11 protein-coding genes are annotated in these 14,098 nt (G+C 70.6%); 8 read left to right on the forward strand and 3 right to left on the reverse strand.

The features are described from left to right. The first annotated feature begins 109 nt into the window (after positions 1-109). The 6 genes from AB0O44_RS02995 to AB0O44_RS03020 all read left to right on the forward strand — a co-directional run bounded on the left by AB0O44_RS02995 (position 110) and on the right by AB0O44_RS03020 (position 6,714). Positions 110-361 carry a DUF2630 family protein gene (locus AB0O44_RS02995; protein WP_290256214.1) on the forward strand — a complete coding sequence of 84 codons (252 nt, stop codon included), beginning with the start codon at positions 110-112 and terminating at the stop codon, positions 359-361. Between the two features lie 177 nt (positions 362-538). Further along, positions 539-1,960 (forward strand): S8 family serine peptidase, encoded by a 1,422-nt coding sequence (locus AB0O44_RS03000; protein ID WP_364133988.1) that lies wholly within the window; start codon positions 539-541, stop codon positions 1,958-1,960. A 290-nt stretch (positions 1,961-2,250) separates the two neighbouring features. After that, on the forward strand, positions 2,251-3,621 hold the full coding sequence (locus tag AB0O44_RS03005) for an ammonium transporter (RefSeq protein WP_364133991.1): 1,371 nt from the start codon (positions 2,251-2,253) through the stop codon (positions 3,619-3,621). Positions 3,622-3,663: 42 nt separating this feature from the next. Continuing rightward, entirely contained in the window at positions 3,664-5,538 is a 1,875-nt protein-coding gene (locus AB0O44_RS03010; protein ID WP_290256217.1) for a Na+/H+ antiporter, read from the forward strand. A gap of 94 nt (positions 5,539-5,632) precedes the next feature. Next, positions 5,633-5,962 carry a DUF6221 family protein gene (locus AB0O44_RS03015; RefSeq protein ID WP_290256218.1) on the forward strand — a complete coding sequence of 110 codons (330 nt, stop codon included), beginning with the start codon at positions 5,633-5,635 and terminating at the stop codon, positions 5,960-5,962. A 110-nt stretch (positions 5,963-6,072) separates the two neighbouring features. After that, complete coding sequence (locus AB0O44_RS03020) at positions 6,073-6,714, forward strand: NAD(P)-binding domain-containing protein (protein ID WP_364133995.1); 642 nt, start codon at positions 6,073-6,075, stop codon at positions 6,712-6,714. A gap of 15 nt (positions 6,715-6,729) precedes the next feature. Here AB0O44_RS03020 and AB0O44_RS03025 read toward each other — a convergent pair whose 3' ends face one another. Beyond that, a complete protein-coding gene (locus AB0O44_RS03025) occupies positions 6,730-7,323 on the reverse strand; it encodes a DUF1992 domain-containing protein (protein ID WP_290256220.1) in 594 nt (197 codons plus the stop codon). 166 nt (positions 7,324-7,489) lie between these two features. On the opposite strand from AB0O44_RS03025, the gene AB0O44_RS03030 reads away from it, so the two are divergent. Together AB0O44_RS03030 and AB0O44_RS03035 are read left to right on the forward strand one after the other, a co-directional pair. Beyond that, positions 7,490-8,665 carry a glycosyltransferase gene (locus AB0O44_RS03030; protein ID WP_364133999.1) on the forward strand — a complete coding sequence of 392 codons (1,176 nt, stop codon included), beginning with the start codon at positions 7,490-7,492 and terminating at the stop codon, positions 8,663-8,665. Beyond that, entirely contained in the window at positions 8,662-10,116 is a 1,455-nt protein-coding gene (locus tag AB0O44_RS03035) for a lipopolysaccharide biosynthesis protein (RefSeq protein ID WP_364134002.1), read from the forward strand. The genes AB0O44_RS03030 and AB0O44_RS03035 overlap by 4 nt, the downstream gene beginning before the upstream one ends. Positions 10,117-10,207: 91 nt before the next feature. Here AB0O44_RS03035 and AB0O44_RS03040 read toward each other — a convergent pair whose 3' ends face one another. Both AB0O44_RS03040 and AB0O44_RS03045 read right to left on the reverse strand, forming a co-directional pair. Then, the gene (locus tag AB0O44_RS03040; RefSeq protein ID WP_364134005.1) at positions 10,208-12,061 is read right to left on the reverse strand and encodes a hypothetical protein; all 1,854 of its coding nucleotides are present in this window, start codon (positions 12,059-12,061) and stop codon (positions 10,208-10,210) included. A gap of 282 nt (positions 12,062-12,343) precedes the next feature. Then, complete coding sequence (locus tag AB0O44_RS03045) at positions 12,344-14,032, reverse strand: long-chain-fatty-acid--CoA ligase (protein ID WP_364134008.1); 1,689 nt, start codon at positions 14,030-14,032, stop codon at positions 12,344-12,346. Positions 14,033-14,098: the final 66 nt, after the last annotated feature.

The raw sequence follows: 14,098 nt of genomic DNA on the forward strand, positions 1-14,098 counted from the left end.
ACACCGGCCCTCTGGACCAGCCCTCTATTCAGCAGGGGCGGGCGGTGGCTACGCTGGCGGGGTCAAACCGGCACCGGAACCGCGGGCTCACCGCAGGAAGCAGGCAATCATGGACGAACGCGACATTCTGCAGCGCATCACCGCCTTGGTGGACGAGGAACGCGGACTCCGGGAGCAGGCCGAGGCGTCCAGCCCGGACCACGACCACGCTCCGGACCGTCTCCGCCTCCAGCAGCTCGAGGAGGACCTGGACCAGTGCTGGGACCTGCTCCGGCAGCGGCGCGCGAAGCGGCAGTACGGGGAGAACCCGGATGAGGCCGAGGCCCGCCCGGTCAGCCAGGTGGAGGGCTACAAGGGCTGACGCGGCGCGGGCGGCCGAGGCGCCCTTGGTTGGCGCGGCGCACTACGTCGGCGCCCGACGGCGGCCGGCACTTTATGGGGGCGGCCAAGGACCAAAGGGCCCCTGATTTTTCGGTGGCACCGGCCTACCATATGGACGGGGGGCACCCGGAAGCGCAGTCGCTTAATGGAGGCCACGATGTTCACTTTTGTCCGCACACTTTTCCCGTCGGCGCAGAAGGAGTCCGTGGCCGCCCCGCCGGGCCCCCCCCGCCGCTCCCGGCCCTGGGCAGCGGCCGCCGCCGTCGTCGTCGCGCTCGGAGCGGCGACTCTGGGCGGCTCCCCGGCCTCCGCGGCCGCACCCACTCAAAGCTTCATCGTGGTCCTCAAGGACGGCACCGGCGACGCCGGGGCAATCGCGGCCGCGCACCGGAGCAGTTTCGGAGTCACCACCGCCACCGTCTACCGCAACGCCGTCAGCGGCTATGCCGGCACCATGACCCAAGCCCAGGCGGCCCAGGTGGCCAAGGATCCGCGCGTGGACTTCGTCACCGCGGACCGGCGCTTCGGCCAGCCGGACGAACCGAAACCGGCCGGGTCGCAGGTGGCGCCGGCGTGGTGGCAGCGCATCGGCGGCGACCCCGAGGAGGCCCAGGAATCGGCCCGGGCCAACCCGGCCCGCGACAAAGGCACCGGCGTGAACGTGGCCGTGATCGACAGCGGCATCGACGGCAACCACCCGGACCTGAACGTCCGCGGCGGCGTCGACTGCACCTCGGGCCAGCCCGTCACAGTCACCCCCATCGACAAGCTGGGCCACGGCACGGCCGTGGCCGGCGTCATCGGCGCCCGCAACAACAACCTCGGAATCATCGGCACGGCGCCCGGCACCCCGCTCTGGTCGGTCCGGGTAGTGACGGACGACGACGTCATCACCGAGGCGAGCCTCATCTGCGCGATCGACTGGGTCACCTCCACCCGCCGCGATGATGACCCGACCAACGACATCTCCGTGGCGAACATCAGCATCGGCGGCCCCGGCTCTGACACGGCCAACTGCGGCAAGGGCACCGACCCGATGCACTACGCCATCTGCCGCTCGATCCGCGCCGGCGTCACCTACGCTGTGGCCGCGGGGAACGAGTCCTCCAACCTGGCCGGCACCGTTCCGGCCAGCTACCACGAGGTCCTCACGGCCACCGCGATCGCCGACTTTGACGGACAGCCGGGCGGACTCGCAGGCACCGTCTGCGGGACGGTGGACTTCGGCATCTTCGGCCAGAAGGACGACGCCCCGGCCTTCTTCTCCAACTACGCGGTAGCCGCCAAGGAGCGCCGCCATACAATGGCGGCGCCTGGGGTCTGCGTCCTCTCCACAGCACCCGGGGGCTACGGAATCAACCACGGAACCAGCTTCGCCAGCCCCGCCGTGGCCGGCGCCGTCGCCCTCTGCATCAGCGACGGGGCCTGCCATGGTTCCGGGGCCGAGGTGGGCGAGCAATTCCTGGACCACATCGAGGCGTACAACCACCGGCACCGGGACTTCGGCTTCACCGGCGACCCGCTCCGGCCCGTCGATTCCAAGTATTACGGCTACCTGACGGAGATCGCCCGCTTCTGAGTCTGCGCCGCCCGCTCCGGTTGCCTCTTGTCGCACCCGTTTCGACGGTTCCCTGCAGTTTCGACGCTTCCAAACGTCGAGCCGGCAGGGAACCGTCGAATCGGCGCGCGTGAGCCCTCGTTAACATCCCCGAAACATGCCCGTTAACGCCCCGACACGAAAGCCCGAATCCTGTAACTTTCCCGCAACGCAGAGCCCGACTGCCTGAAACACTCCGACGCGAGGATTAAACCCGGTTGGGGGCCGGCGGCGAAGTGTCCCGGTACGACGGTTGACGAAGGGACACGCAGGTGCAGCTCACCGCGGGAAGCGTCTGGATCATCATCTCTGCAGCCCTCGCGCTGCTCATGACCCCGGCCCTGGGCCTGTTCTACGGCGGCATGACCCGCGCCAAGGCCTCCTTGAACATGATCATGATGAGCTTCATCTCGGCGGGCATCGTCGGCGTCGTCTGGGTCCTCTGGGGCTACTCGATGTCCACCGGCCAGGGCGTGCTGGGCATCTTCGGAGACCCGTTCGCCAACGCTGGTCTCTCCCGGCTGATCGGCTCCCCGGACCTGATCAAGGCCGGTTTCAGCGCCACCTTCGCCATCATCACCGTCGCCCTCATCAGCGGGGCCATCGCCGACCGCACCAAATTCTCCGCCTGGGCCCTCTTCGTCCCGGTGTGGGTCACCGCCGTCTACTGCCCGCTGGCGTACATGGTCTGGGGCGGCGGGCTGATGAGCCCCGGCGGGGCCGTCAGCAAGATCTTCGGCCAGGTCATCGACTTCGCCGGCGGCACCGTCGTCGAGATCGCCTCCGGCACCGCAGCCCTGGTCATGGTCCTGATCGTCGGCAACCGCCACGGTTTCGCGAAGGACCCCTCGCACCGCCCGCACAACATCCCCTTCATCATGCTGGGCGCCGGTATCCTGTGGTTCGGCTGGTTCGGCTTCAACGCCGGCGCCGCCACCACCGTGGAACAGGCCGGCCTGATCTGGGTCAACACCCTCGCCGCCCCGGCCGCCGCCATGCTCAGCTGGCTCGCCGTCGAGAAGGTCCGCCACGGCCACCCCACCTCGCTCGGCGCCGCGTCCGGCGTCGTCGCGGGCCTGGTGGCCATCACGCCGTCGTGCGCCAACGTCAGCCCGCTCGCCGCCGTCGGCCTGGGCCTGCTGGCCGGCGCCGCCTGCTGCGTCTTCGTGGACCTGAAATTCCGCTTCGGCTTCGATGACTCGCTCGACGTCGTCGGCGTCCACCTCGGCGGCGGCCTGATCGGCACACTGGCCCTGGGCTTCATCGCCCTGCCCGTGGACGGCCAGGGCGGCGGGCTGTTCTACGGCGGCGGACTGCAGCAGCTGGTCGCCCAGACGGTTGCCGTGCTGATCACCGTGCTGCTCTCGGCACTGGCGACGGCGGTCATCGGCCTGGCCATCCAAAAGACGATCGGTTTCCGGGTCAGCCACGAGGCCGAGGTGGCCGGTGTCGACCGCTCCGAGCACGCCGAGACCGCCTACGAGTTCGACGGCCTGGCACACAGCCGCTTCAACCCCTTCGGCCACCACGGCCTCCCCCACCCGGTGCACGAGGCGGCTCCGGCGGACCGCCAACGGACCGGGGAACCGGCAGAAGAACACGGTCGTGTCAAAGAGTCCGTCACGGCGGGCAACACCGCCTGAGGACCGGCCCGCGCCGCGGTGAGCGCCTGACAGAATGAGCCTATGGACATAGCCCTCGGTTTGCTGGTGCTCGTAGCGGTTGTCTGCGCCGGAAGCGCCCTGGGCCGGAAGCTGGACATCTCCGTCCCGTTGCTGCTGGTCCTGGCCGGCGTCGCGGGATCCTTCATTCCCTTCGTCCCGGACATAGAGCTGAATCCCGAAATGGTTCTGGTGGGCCTGCTGCCGCCGCTGCTCTACGCGGCGGCGCTGCGCACCTCGCTGTTCGACTTCGGTTCCAACCGCCGCGCCATCGGCCTGCTCTCGGTGGGCTACGTGATCTTCGGAACCATCGCCGTGGGTCTGGTGGTCTGGTGGCTGTTCCCGGAAATCCCGCTCGCGGCGGCGATCGCCCTCGGCGCCGTCGTCGCCCCGCCGGACGCCGTGGCCGCCACCGCGATCGCCCGCAAGGTGGGCATGCCGCGCCGCATCGTGACCATCCTCGAGGGCGAGTCACTGGTCAACGACGCCACCGCCCTGGTCTGCCTGCGCAGCGCCATCGCCGCCATCGCCGGAACCGTCTCGGCGGCCGGCATCGCGGGGGGCTTCGTGCTCGCCGCGGGCGGCGGCCTGGTGGTGGGCCTGGCCGCGGCCTACGTGCTGACCATGCTGCGCAAGCGGATCCGCAACGTCGCGATCAACACCTCGACGTCGTTGATGGCCCCGTTCGTCGCCTACCTGCCGGCCGAGGCCATCCACGCCTCCGGGGTCCTCGCCGTCGTCGTCACCGGACTGGTGATGGGGATGAAGGCGCCGTCCATGCCCAACGGCGCGGCCCGGCTCAGCCAGCGCAGCAACTGGAACACCGTGCAGTTCCTGCTGGAGAACTCCGTCTTCCTGCTGATCGGGCTGCAGGTCCGGACCATCATCGAGGGCGTCCAGGACGATTCGCTCGGCGCGGGCCGGATCTGGGCCGGGTGCGCCGTGATCCTGCTGGCGGTGCTGGTGCTGCGGCCGGTCTGGGTCTTCCCCGCAACCTACCTGCCGCGGCTGATTCCCAGCATCAAGCGCAAGGACCCTGCCCCGCCCTGGCAATTCGCCGCAATCGTGTCCTGGGCGGGCATGCGCGGCGTGGTGACCCTCGCCGCGGTGCTGGTGCTGCCGGCAGACCTGGAACACCGCTCCGTGCTGATCCTCGCGGCCTTGGTGGTGGTGGGTGGCACCCTGACCCTGCAGGGCTTCACGTTGCCCCCGCTGGTGCGGTGGCTGCGGGTACAGGGCCCGGACCGGCGCGAGGACGCCCTCAACCAGGCGTCCCTGATGCAGCTGGCGACGGCTGCGGGTGTGGAGCGGTTGCAGGAACTGCGCACCGACAACGACCCGCCCGAAGTGATGGCGATGCTGAAGCGGCGCACCCAGGAGCGCGGCCTGGCAGCGTGGGAGCGCCTGGGCCGGCCCACCTCCGAGGCCGCCACCCCCAGCCAGCGCTATGCGGAGCTGCGCCTGGCCATGCTGGAGGCGGAACGGGCCAAGGTGCTGGAGCTTAGGCGCGGCGGGGAGTACGCCCACGAGGTGCTCAGCGAGGTCCTGGACCGGCTGGACGTCGAGGAATCGATGCTGGATATCTCCCTCGATGAGCTGGACACGGCCGGGGACGGCGGCGGCGAGGGCCTCGCGCAGCCCGGCGGCGCCTGCGGGCACCTGGAATCCGCCCCGGACCGCGAGGTCCCCGAGGACCCCTTCTGCGCCGAATGCCGGCGGGAGGGCACGACGCCGGTCCACCTCAGGATGTGCCTGGCGTGCGGAAACGTCGCCTGTTGCGATTCCTCCCCCGGCACCCACGCCACGAAGCACTACCGCTCTACCGGCCATCCCGTGATGCGCAGCGCCGAACCCGGCGAGGAGTGGCGCTGGTGCTACGAGGACGACCTGCTGGGCTAGGCACCGCTTCGCTTGCACCGGCCGGGGCCAACTGCAGACGGATCCCGGCGCCGGCACGTGCCTGCCGGTGGTACCCGGGCGTACCCTCGGAGCTGTGGACATCGTTGAATTCCTGTCCCAACGGATCGGCGAGGACGAGGCCGCGGCCAAATCGCTGCTGACCGACAGGACCCTCTCCAAGTCCGGCGAATGGTACGAACAGCGGCTGCTGCTCGAGTGCGAGGCCAAACGGCGGCTGATCCAGGTGGTGGAGGCCGCCCGGCAATCCGCCCTGACGGCCATGGTCACCGAATCGGTTGACGGGGGCTCCGGGGACGGCGGCTGGGCGCCCCGGTCACTGGACTGGATGGAACGGTCGCTGCGGGCGGTGGCGCTGCCCTACGTCGACCACCCCGACTTCAACGAGGACTGGCTGAGGCTCTGACGCGCCGGCCGTCAGGCCACTGGCGTTCGTCCGGGCACGGAAAGCTCCGCGCAGAGCGAACGGCCCGCACTCCACGAAATATCCCGGGACCCCGGGCCGTTGCCCCCACTATGACAACTATTGGAATCATCGGTGCAGGTCACATTGGCAGCCAGGTCGCCCGCAAGGCGGTCGAACTCGGCTACGACGTCGTCATCAGCAACTCCCGCGGACCCGAGACGCTGGGCGACCTCGTCGCGGAACTGGGCCCGAAGGCCCGCGCGGCCACGGCCGCCGAAGCCGCCGCGGCAGGCGACTTCGCCGTCGTCACCGTCCCGCTGAAGAACATCGGCGACATCCCGGCGGAACCGCTGGCCGGGAAGATCGTGGTGGACACCAACAACTACTACTGGGAGCGCGACGGCCGCATCGCCGCGCTGGATAATGGCGAGGCCACCACCTCCGGCATGCTGCAGGACCTCCTGCCGCAGTCCAAGGTGGCCAAGGGCTTCAACCACATCATGTACACCCAGATCACCACAGACGGCACCCCGGCCGGCACCGAGAACCGCCGGGCGCTGGCCACCGCCAGTGACTACCCGGAGGCCGCGGAACTGGTCACCCGGCTGTACGACGAGTTCGGTTTCGACACCGTCAACATCGGCCCGCTCTCCGAGAGCTGGCGCGTGGAACGCGACCGCCCCGCCTACGGCAGCCGCCAAAACTCCGAGGAACTGCGCGAGAACCTGGCCAAGGCGCCCCGCACCCTCTAGCCGAGCTCTCCGGCGCTACCCCCCGGACCGCCGGCGCCACCACGGGCGCCGGCGGTCCGGCTCCGTTGCCGGGACCTCCGGCTCCGCCGCGGCACGACGCTCCCGCCACCTGGCCACCTCGACGTCGGCGTCGCGGGTCTTCGTAATCACCGGCGGACCGCCCTGCAACTGGCGCCGGGCCTCGATGACCCGGGCGTTGAAGTCGGCGATGATCTCCCGCACCTGGGATTCCGCCACCTGCTGGTCCAGCCGGTCGTCCAGCGCAGCATCCTCGGTCCGCAGCAGGATCGCCGCCGGACCCAGTCCGCTGAGGTCCTCACGCTGCAGCAGCCCCTTGACCCACCAGTCCGGGTCGTACACCTCGCCCAGGCCCGGAATCGGCTTGCCGGCGTACTTCAGATTGTCGAACTTCCCCTGCGCCATGGCGTCCCGGACCAGGTACTCGGCCCGGGCGGCGTCGTCCACCGCGGCGCGCTTCCGCCTCAGGTTCTCCTCGGCGGCGTCCAACTCGGCCTGTTCCTCGACCGAACTGCCGCTGATCCGGAGGGACCTCAGCTCGGCGGCCCGTTCCACCCGGCGCCGGAATGCCGGGTTCCCGCCGTCGACCATGATGCACCCCTTCCCGGGTCCGATGCCTTTCTCCCAGTATGACCAGCCGGGCCACGACGATGGAACCCCTGCATCTCGCAGGCGGAAACTTAGACCCTTCTTGTCCCTGTGAACAGGGCCTTGTGGCCCCCGATAACCGGCAGGTGGGGTCAAGTACACTCATGCAATGAGGCTTCTGTACATCACAGAAAGTGCGCCCAACCGCGACCCCGTATACGGGGATGGCAGCTCCATGATCCCGTACGAAATCCTGCGGAATCTGCCCGACGACGTCGACGTGACCCTGCTCAGCTTCGAGGGCCGGGTCGGGCTGCCGGAGGAGATCCGCGAGCGCTGCGCGGAGGTCCAGATGCTCACCCCCCGCCCGCGTGCGGCCGCCCTCATCCGCTCCCTGGGCGGCCTCAACGGTGCCGGCCGGCAGGAACGGGCGACGCGCGAGGCGACGGAGCTGACCGCCTCGCTCTCCGCCCGCGCCGACGCCACCCTCATCCACGGCCCACACGCCCTGTTCCTCTCCCGGTACGTCCACGGTCCCCTGGTGCTGCAGACCGTTGACCCCTGGTCCGTCCGGACGCAGATGGACACCGCCATCGCCGGCCGGCTGAAGGCCGCCTACCGGGCCCGGGAATTCCTGGCCCTGCGCGCCGAACGCCGGCTCCCCGCCCGGGCCCGCCTGCTCACCGTCGGAGCCAAGGACGCCGCCCGGTGGTCCGCCAGCCTGGGCCGCCCTGTCCGCAGCATCCCCAACGGCGCCGACCAGGCGGATCAGCCCGCCGCCCGGCGCGAGGACCCCGTGGTCTGCTTCGTCGGCAGCCTGAACTACGGCCCGAACATCGACAGCGCCCGGGTCCTGGTCCGGACCATCGCCCCGCTGGTTTGGGAAAGCGTCCCGCGGGCCACCTTTGTTCTCGCCGGGCGCCGGCCGGACCCCGCCGTCCTGGCCCTGGCCGGCCCGCGGGTGGAGGTCGCCGGCAACGTGCCGTCCGTCCTGGACGTCTACCGGGCCTCTGACGTGGCCGCCTTCCCGGACGAACACGGCGTCGGGATCCGCAACTCGGTGCGGGAGGCCCTGGCCGCCGGTGTGCCCGTCGTGGCAACGCCCGTGGCGGCCCGGGAGCAGGAAGCCCACCCGCTGCTGACCGTCGTCGGGGACCCGGAGGCTTTCGCCCGGCGGGTCGTGGAGGCGCTCACGAACCGCGGGAGCGGCGCGGGGACGGCAGGACCCGAGACCACGGCATCGGTCCGCTCCTGGCAGACCGCAACGCTGGAGTACCTGGCGGAACTGCACGCGGCCATCGGCTCCGCGGGGGCGGGGCTTCCGGCGCGGAGCAGCTCCGCATGACGCAGGCCCCGCCGGGGGAACTGGCCCGGACCGGCGTGCGCGGCGCGATGTGGCAGGGCCTGGCCTTCGCCGGCGGCCGCATCATCGTCCTGATCACCACCGTGGTCCTGGCCCGGCTGCTGTCCCCGCACGAATACGGCCTGGTGGCCCTGGCCCTGGTCCTGATGGGCTACGCGGAGACTATTGCCGACGCCGGCGTCGCCCAGGCCCTGGTATACCTCCCCCGCACCGGGATCATCGCCCGGTCCGCGCTCATGATCTCCGCGATCCTGGGCTCCCTGCTGGGGCTCACGGCCTTTCTCGCCGCGCCCCTCATCGCCGACCTGTTCCAGCTCCCTGACGTGGTCCCCCTGGTGCAGATCCTGGGCGTCTCCGTGCTGGCCACGTCGCTGGGCGCGGTCCCCGAGGCACTGCTGCGACGGGACCTGCACTTCAAGAAGCTCACCGCCGCCCCGGTCCTGAAGGCCGTCACCATGGGGACGGTGACCCTGTCCCTGGCGTTCACCGGCCACGGTGCCTGGTCGCTGGCGGTGGGCACCGCCGCCGGATCCGTGGCGTATGCGGCGACGTGCTGGTACCTGGTCGGGAGGCAGGCACCCTGGCAGATCTGGCGGATCAGCAAGGCCGCCCTGATGGCCAACGTCAAGTACGGCGCACCCGTGGCCGGCAGCAGCCTGCTCGCCCGGCTGATCTTCGACATCGACTACCTGATCATCGGAATCATCCTGGGCGCCCAGGCCCTCGGCTACTACACGCTGGCGTTCCGGCTTCCGGAAGTGGTGATCCTCAACGTCTTCTTCGTCCTCTCAACCGTCCTCTTCCCGCTCTACGCCCGCGTCCGCGGCGAACCCGAACGGCTCCGTGCCGGCTACCTGACCAGCGTGCGGATCCAGTCCCTCTACGGCGTCACCGCCGGGGTGGGCCTCTCCGTGGTGGCGCCGGTGCTGGTGCCGCTGGTGTTCGGCGACAAGTGGGACGAGGCCGTGCTGCCGCTGGTCTTCCTGGCCCTGTACGCCGCGGCCCGATCCCTCGGCGCGGGCGCCAATGATGTCTACAAGGCCTTGGGCCGGCCTGGGCTCTCGATCGTGGTGTCCCTGGTTCGCCTCCTGATCCTCCTGCCCGTCCTGCTGTTCTCCACGCGCTGGGGCATCGTGGGCGTGGCGGTGGCCCAGCTGGTGGTGGCCGTGGTGTTCGCGGTGGGAATGCAGGTGGTCGCGGCGAAGGTCATCCAGTTGCGGCCCCGGGCCCTGCTGGGCGCCATCGCCCCCGGCCTGGTGTGCGGCGCCGCGGTGGCCCTGACCGGGCTGGGAAACCTCCTGGCTCCGGAACTGGGGTCCGTGCCCTGCATGGTGCTGGTGGTCGTGGTGGCGGTCGGGGCGGTCTACGCGATCGTGAGGTTCGCCTACCGGCCGCTGCATGACGAGCTGCTGGGCATGGTCCGCCGCGCCTAGTAGGAGGACTTACCGGCTAGGGACCCGCTGAGGCGGTCCGGCGGGACCGCTATGTCGACCCGCCGTGATGATCCGGCGGCAGGCAGTGCTGCTAGGCCGGCCGCCGACCCGTGACGGTACCGGCCGGGATGGCGACCGGGAACAGCCGCAGCCCCAGTGCCACCCGCCCCGCGACGGCCTTCAGCAGGCCGAAGCGGACCCCCTGCCGGAGCGCCAGGGTACCGCGTACCGCCTCCGCGGAGTCGACCGGCACCAGCCGGGCCGGGCCGTCGAGGCCGGGGACGTTCCAGTGCACCGTGATGTCCTCGAAGTCGTGCTTGCGGAACGTCTGCTTCCAGCCCGCCACCGTGTGCGGTCCGCGCCCGGCGGCGGTGCGCCGGACCTGGGCGCAGACCCATCCCCCGGGTTCCACGTCCGCAGCCGCCCGTTCGAAGAGGAAGGCATCGGGTTCGCGCAGGAGCACGACGTCGAACCGTGGTCCGGGCGCCCCGGGCGCACCCGCACCCACCGGCCGGGCGTCCGGGTCCAGCAGCTGGAGTGCGCCCAGCAGCTCCGGTTCAATCGCTCCCCCATAGCCCAGGCGGCGGGGCTGCAACACGGGGGTCAGGAAGCGCCAGTCCAGCATCCGCCAGCGGTGCAGGGTCAGGCCAGGACGTCCGCCCGGATCCGCCTCCGGGGGCGGAAGCGTGCGGGACGAGATGCTGTTCCAGACCGTTTCGGTGGCCAGCCGGCGGACCAATTCACGGGACAGCCCGGCGTCGATCACGCGGGCGCCGGGCAGCCTAGTGGCCAGCTGCAGGTAGGACTTGCGCCAGTGCTCCAGCAGCTCCACCGTGTGCTCACCCTTTCGGGCGAACATCACCTCGCCCGGGGCATCGAGGACCAGCAGCACGTCGGGCGCCGGTCCCAGTTTCACGGCCAGCGTGTTGGTCAGGCCCGCACTGGTGTGGCCGCCCCCGACCTGCGGCAGGAGCGCGTCGTACGCCACCCGGTCCATCAGCACCACCCGGCCTCGGAGGCTGTGGTAGCGCGCCTTGGTGCCGCCCTTGAGCACCCGGAACATCTTCTTGGCAGTCCGTCCGCCGGGCAGCCGCTCGAGCCACCGGTCCCACGGGCCGGCGCCCCAGAGCCCCATGTAGACGTAGGACGTGGGGATGGGAAAATCGGCGCGGAGCCCGTGCAGGAGCGTGGTTTTGCCGGCACCGTCCGGCGCCATGACGCCCACCACCGGGCCGGGGCCGGGGAGCCGCGGGGTCATCAGCCGGAGGGTCCGGTGCCCCAGCCAGCGCCCGCGGCTGGCCAGCGGCTGGGTCCGGGTCCAGGCACGCCGCCACCGTCCGGCGAGATCGCGGACGCCGTCGAAGTTCCCCGCGTTGACGGCGTCGAGCAGGGCGGATGCCGCCCCGTCGCCGCCGCGCCGGTCCACGTACTCCGCGACGGGTCCGGCGGTTGAGGCGACGGCGGCAGATGCCAGCGCCGCGGCCCGGCGGTCAGCAGCTATCCCGCCCTTGTCCAGGACCAGATGCAGCAAATGCAGCCAGGCCTTGTCGGCCGGTTCGGGGAGCCACAGGCCATCCTGCCGGACGCGGCGGTCCAGGCAGCCGGCCGCCAGCGGCGTGCTCCACTGCTGGAAACGGCCGAAGGACACCTCGGACACGACGTCGAGTTTGAGCCAGAATTCGTCGGCGTCCATGTAGCCGAAGTAGAACCGGTGGCTGCCGTGCCCGGTCGCGTGCACGCGGCACAGTCCGATCCGTGCCATCAGCCCGTCCAGCTGCGGCAGCATCCGCGGATCCACCAGCAGGTCCACGTCGCCGTCCGGGCAGGCCAGGTCGTCCTCGCCACGCAGCAGCACCCACGGCAGGCCGGTGTCCTCGAGGGCGCGAAACGCTTCAAGCACGGTGGGGTGGGCGGCCGGGAGGCGAGTCTGGGGGTGGATGCTCACGGCGCGCACCCGCCGTCGTCCGTCGAGTGTGCCATGTCCGCGAGACCTCCTAGACCGGATCCGGCCAGTCCCGCGGACTCCCGCCCACGGCCGCAAGGACGGCCGCTGTCAGCCCGGGGACAATCAGCCCGCAGGGGGCTGGCACGGCGTTGCCGCCGCCGGAAAATGTGTTTCCAGCCTAGGAGCGGCCGCCCCGCCTGTCACGAGTAGCGGCACGGGGATGCCGGCGCCCGGGTACTTGGCCGCTACCCGTAAACGCGAACCCGGCCCGGCGCCGGAAGGTCAGAGCCGCGGCAGGACGTCCTCGCGGACCTGCTTGCGGAGGATCTTGCCGAGCATGGACCGGGGCAGGTCGGGGACCGCCACCACCCGGCGCGGAACCTTGTAGCCGGCCAGGTGCTCGCGGCAGTGGGCGCGCAGCGCCTCCTCGTCCAGGGCGGTGCCGGGTTCGAGTTCAACGGCGGCCACCACCATCTCGCCGCCGCGTTCCAGCGGCTTGCCCACCACCGCGGCGTCGCGGACGTCCGGGTGCAGGCGCAGCACGGCCTCCACCTCGGTGGGTGAGACGTTGAAGCCGCCGGTGATGATCAGTTCCTTGGCCCGGTCCACCACGGTGGTGAAACCGTCGGCATCGACGGTCACCACGTCGCCGGTCCGGAGCCAGCCGTCCGCCGTCAGGGTTTTGGCGGTTTCCTCGGGGTTGTTCCAGTAGCCCTGGAAGACCTGCGGGCCCTTGATCAACAGCTCCCCGGGCTGGCCCTGCGGGACCTCCACGGAGGGATCGTCGACGTCGACCACTTTCATCAGCGTGGACGGGAACGGCACGCCGATGGTCCCGGTGCGGCGGGTGGGGTGGAAGGGGTTGCCGAGCGCCACCGGGGAGGACTCGGTCATCCCGTAGCCCTCAACCAGCAGGCCGCCGGAGACCGATTCCCAGAGTTCCACCACGTGGTCTGGCAAGTTCATGGCCCCGGAGATGCAGTACTTGCAGGATCGCAGGGAGATGCCCTTCTCCTTCGCCGCCATGGCGGTGCGCTCGTAGATTGGCGGAACGGCGCAGTAGACGGTGGCGGGCGACTTCTTCATGGCGGCCAGGATCAGGTCCGGGTCGAACTTGGGGAAGAGCACCAGCAGGCCCTGCTTGCGGATCCCGTAGGTCAGGTAGAGCGTCATGCCGAAGGCGTGGAACATCGGCAGGATCGCGTAAAAGATCTCCTTGCGGTATTCCGCGCCGGCCATCCAGGCCTCACCCTGCAGCGCGTTGGCGTAGAGGTTGAAGTGCGTCAGCATGGCGCCCTTGGGCCGGCCGGTGGTGCCGGAGGTGTACTGGATCGCGGCGAGGTCCGTGACCGCCGGGCGGGGGTGCGAGGGGTCGATCCGGCCGTGGCCCAGTAGCTCCTTCCACGGCGTTGTGCCGGGGGCCGGCGCGGTGAGCGATTCCCGGGTCTGGCGGAGCTTCTTCACCGGCAAGGAGAGGGCCAGCCGTTTGACGGCCGGGAACGCCTCGAGGAGGTTCACCGACACGACGTGGTCGATTTCGATGTCGGCCGGGAACTCGCGGACGGCGGCGGCGGCCTTGTCCCAGGCGATCACCACGCGTGCCTGGTGGTCCTCGAATTGGTGGCGCAGCTCGCGGGAGGTGTACAGCGGGTTGTGTTCGACGACGACGGCGCCCAGGCGGAGGACCGCGTAGAACGCGACGACGTGCTGGGGGCAGTTGGGCAGGATCAGGGCCACCCGGTCGCCGGCGCGCACGCCCAGGCGGCGCAGCCCCTCGGCTGCCCGGTCCACCTGCTCGCCGAGCTCGGTGTAGCTGGTCCGCCGGCCGAAGAACTCCATGGCGGGGGCGGTACCGGCCTCGCTCACGGACCGTTCGAACATGGACACGAGCGACTCCGTGGGCAGCTCGATGTCGGCCGGGACGCCCGGCTGGTAGTTCTTCAGCCAGGGCCGGGAGTCCGTGTTGTGCATGGTCACATCTTGCCGTGAACTGTCAGCGGACAGGTAATTTCCCGGGTCAGGGGCCAGGTCCGGGGG

It is taken from the genome of Arthrobacter sp. NPDC080082 (assembly GCF_040686595.1).
GTDB lineage: Bacteria > Actinomycetota > Actinomycetes > Actinomycetales > Micrococcaceae > Arthrobacter.

Coding starts and splice junctions, on each gene's coding strand:
- AB0O44_RS02995 (WP_290256214.1), top strand. CDS start 110: ATGGACGAACGCGACATTCTGCAGCGCATCACCGCCTTGGTGGACGAG.
- AB0O44_RS03000 (WP_364133988.1), top strand. CDS start 539: ATGTTCACTTTTGTCCGCACACTTTTCCCGTCGGCGCAGAAGGAGTCC.
- AB0O44_RS03010 (WP_290256217.1), top strand. CDS start 3,664: ATGGACATAGCCCTCGGTTTGCTGGTGCTCGTAGCGGTTGTCTGCGCC.
- AB0O44_RS03020 (WP_364133995.1), top strand. CDS start 6,073: ATGACAACTATTGGAATCATCGGTGCAGGTCACATTGGCAGCCAGGTC.
- AB0O44_RS03025 (WP_290256220.1), bottom strand. CDS start 7,323: ATGGTCGACGGCGGGAACCCGGCATTCCGGCGCCGGGTGGAACGGGCC.
- AB0O44_RS03030 (WP_364133999.1), top strand. CDS start 7,490: ATGAGGCTTCTGTACATCACAGAAAGTGCGCCCAACCGCGACCCCGTA.
- AB0O44_RS03035 (WP_364134002.1), top strand. CDS start 8,662: ATGACGCAGGCCCCGCCGGGGGAACTGGCCCGGACCGGCGTGCGCGGC.
- AB0O44_RS03045 (WP_364134008.1), bottom strand. CDS start 14,032: ATGCACAACACGGACTCCCGGCCCTGGCTGAAGAACTACCAGCCGGGC.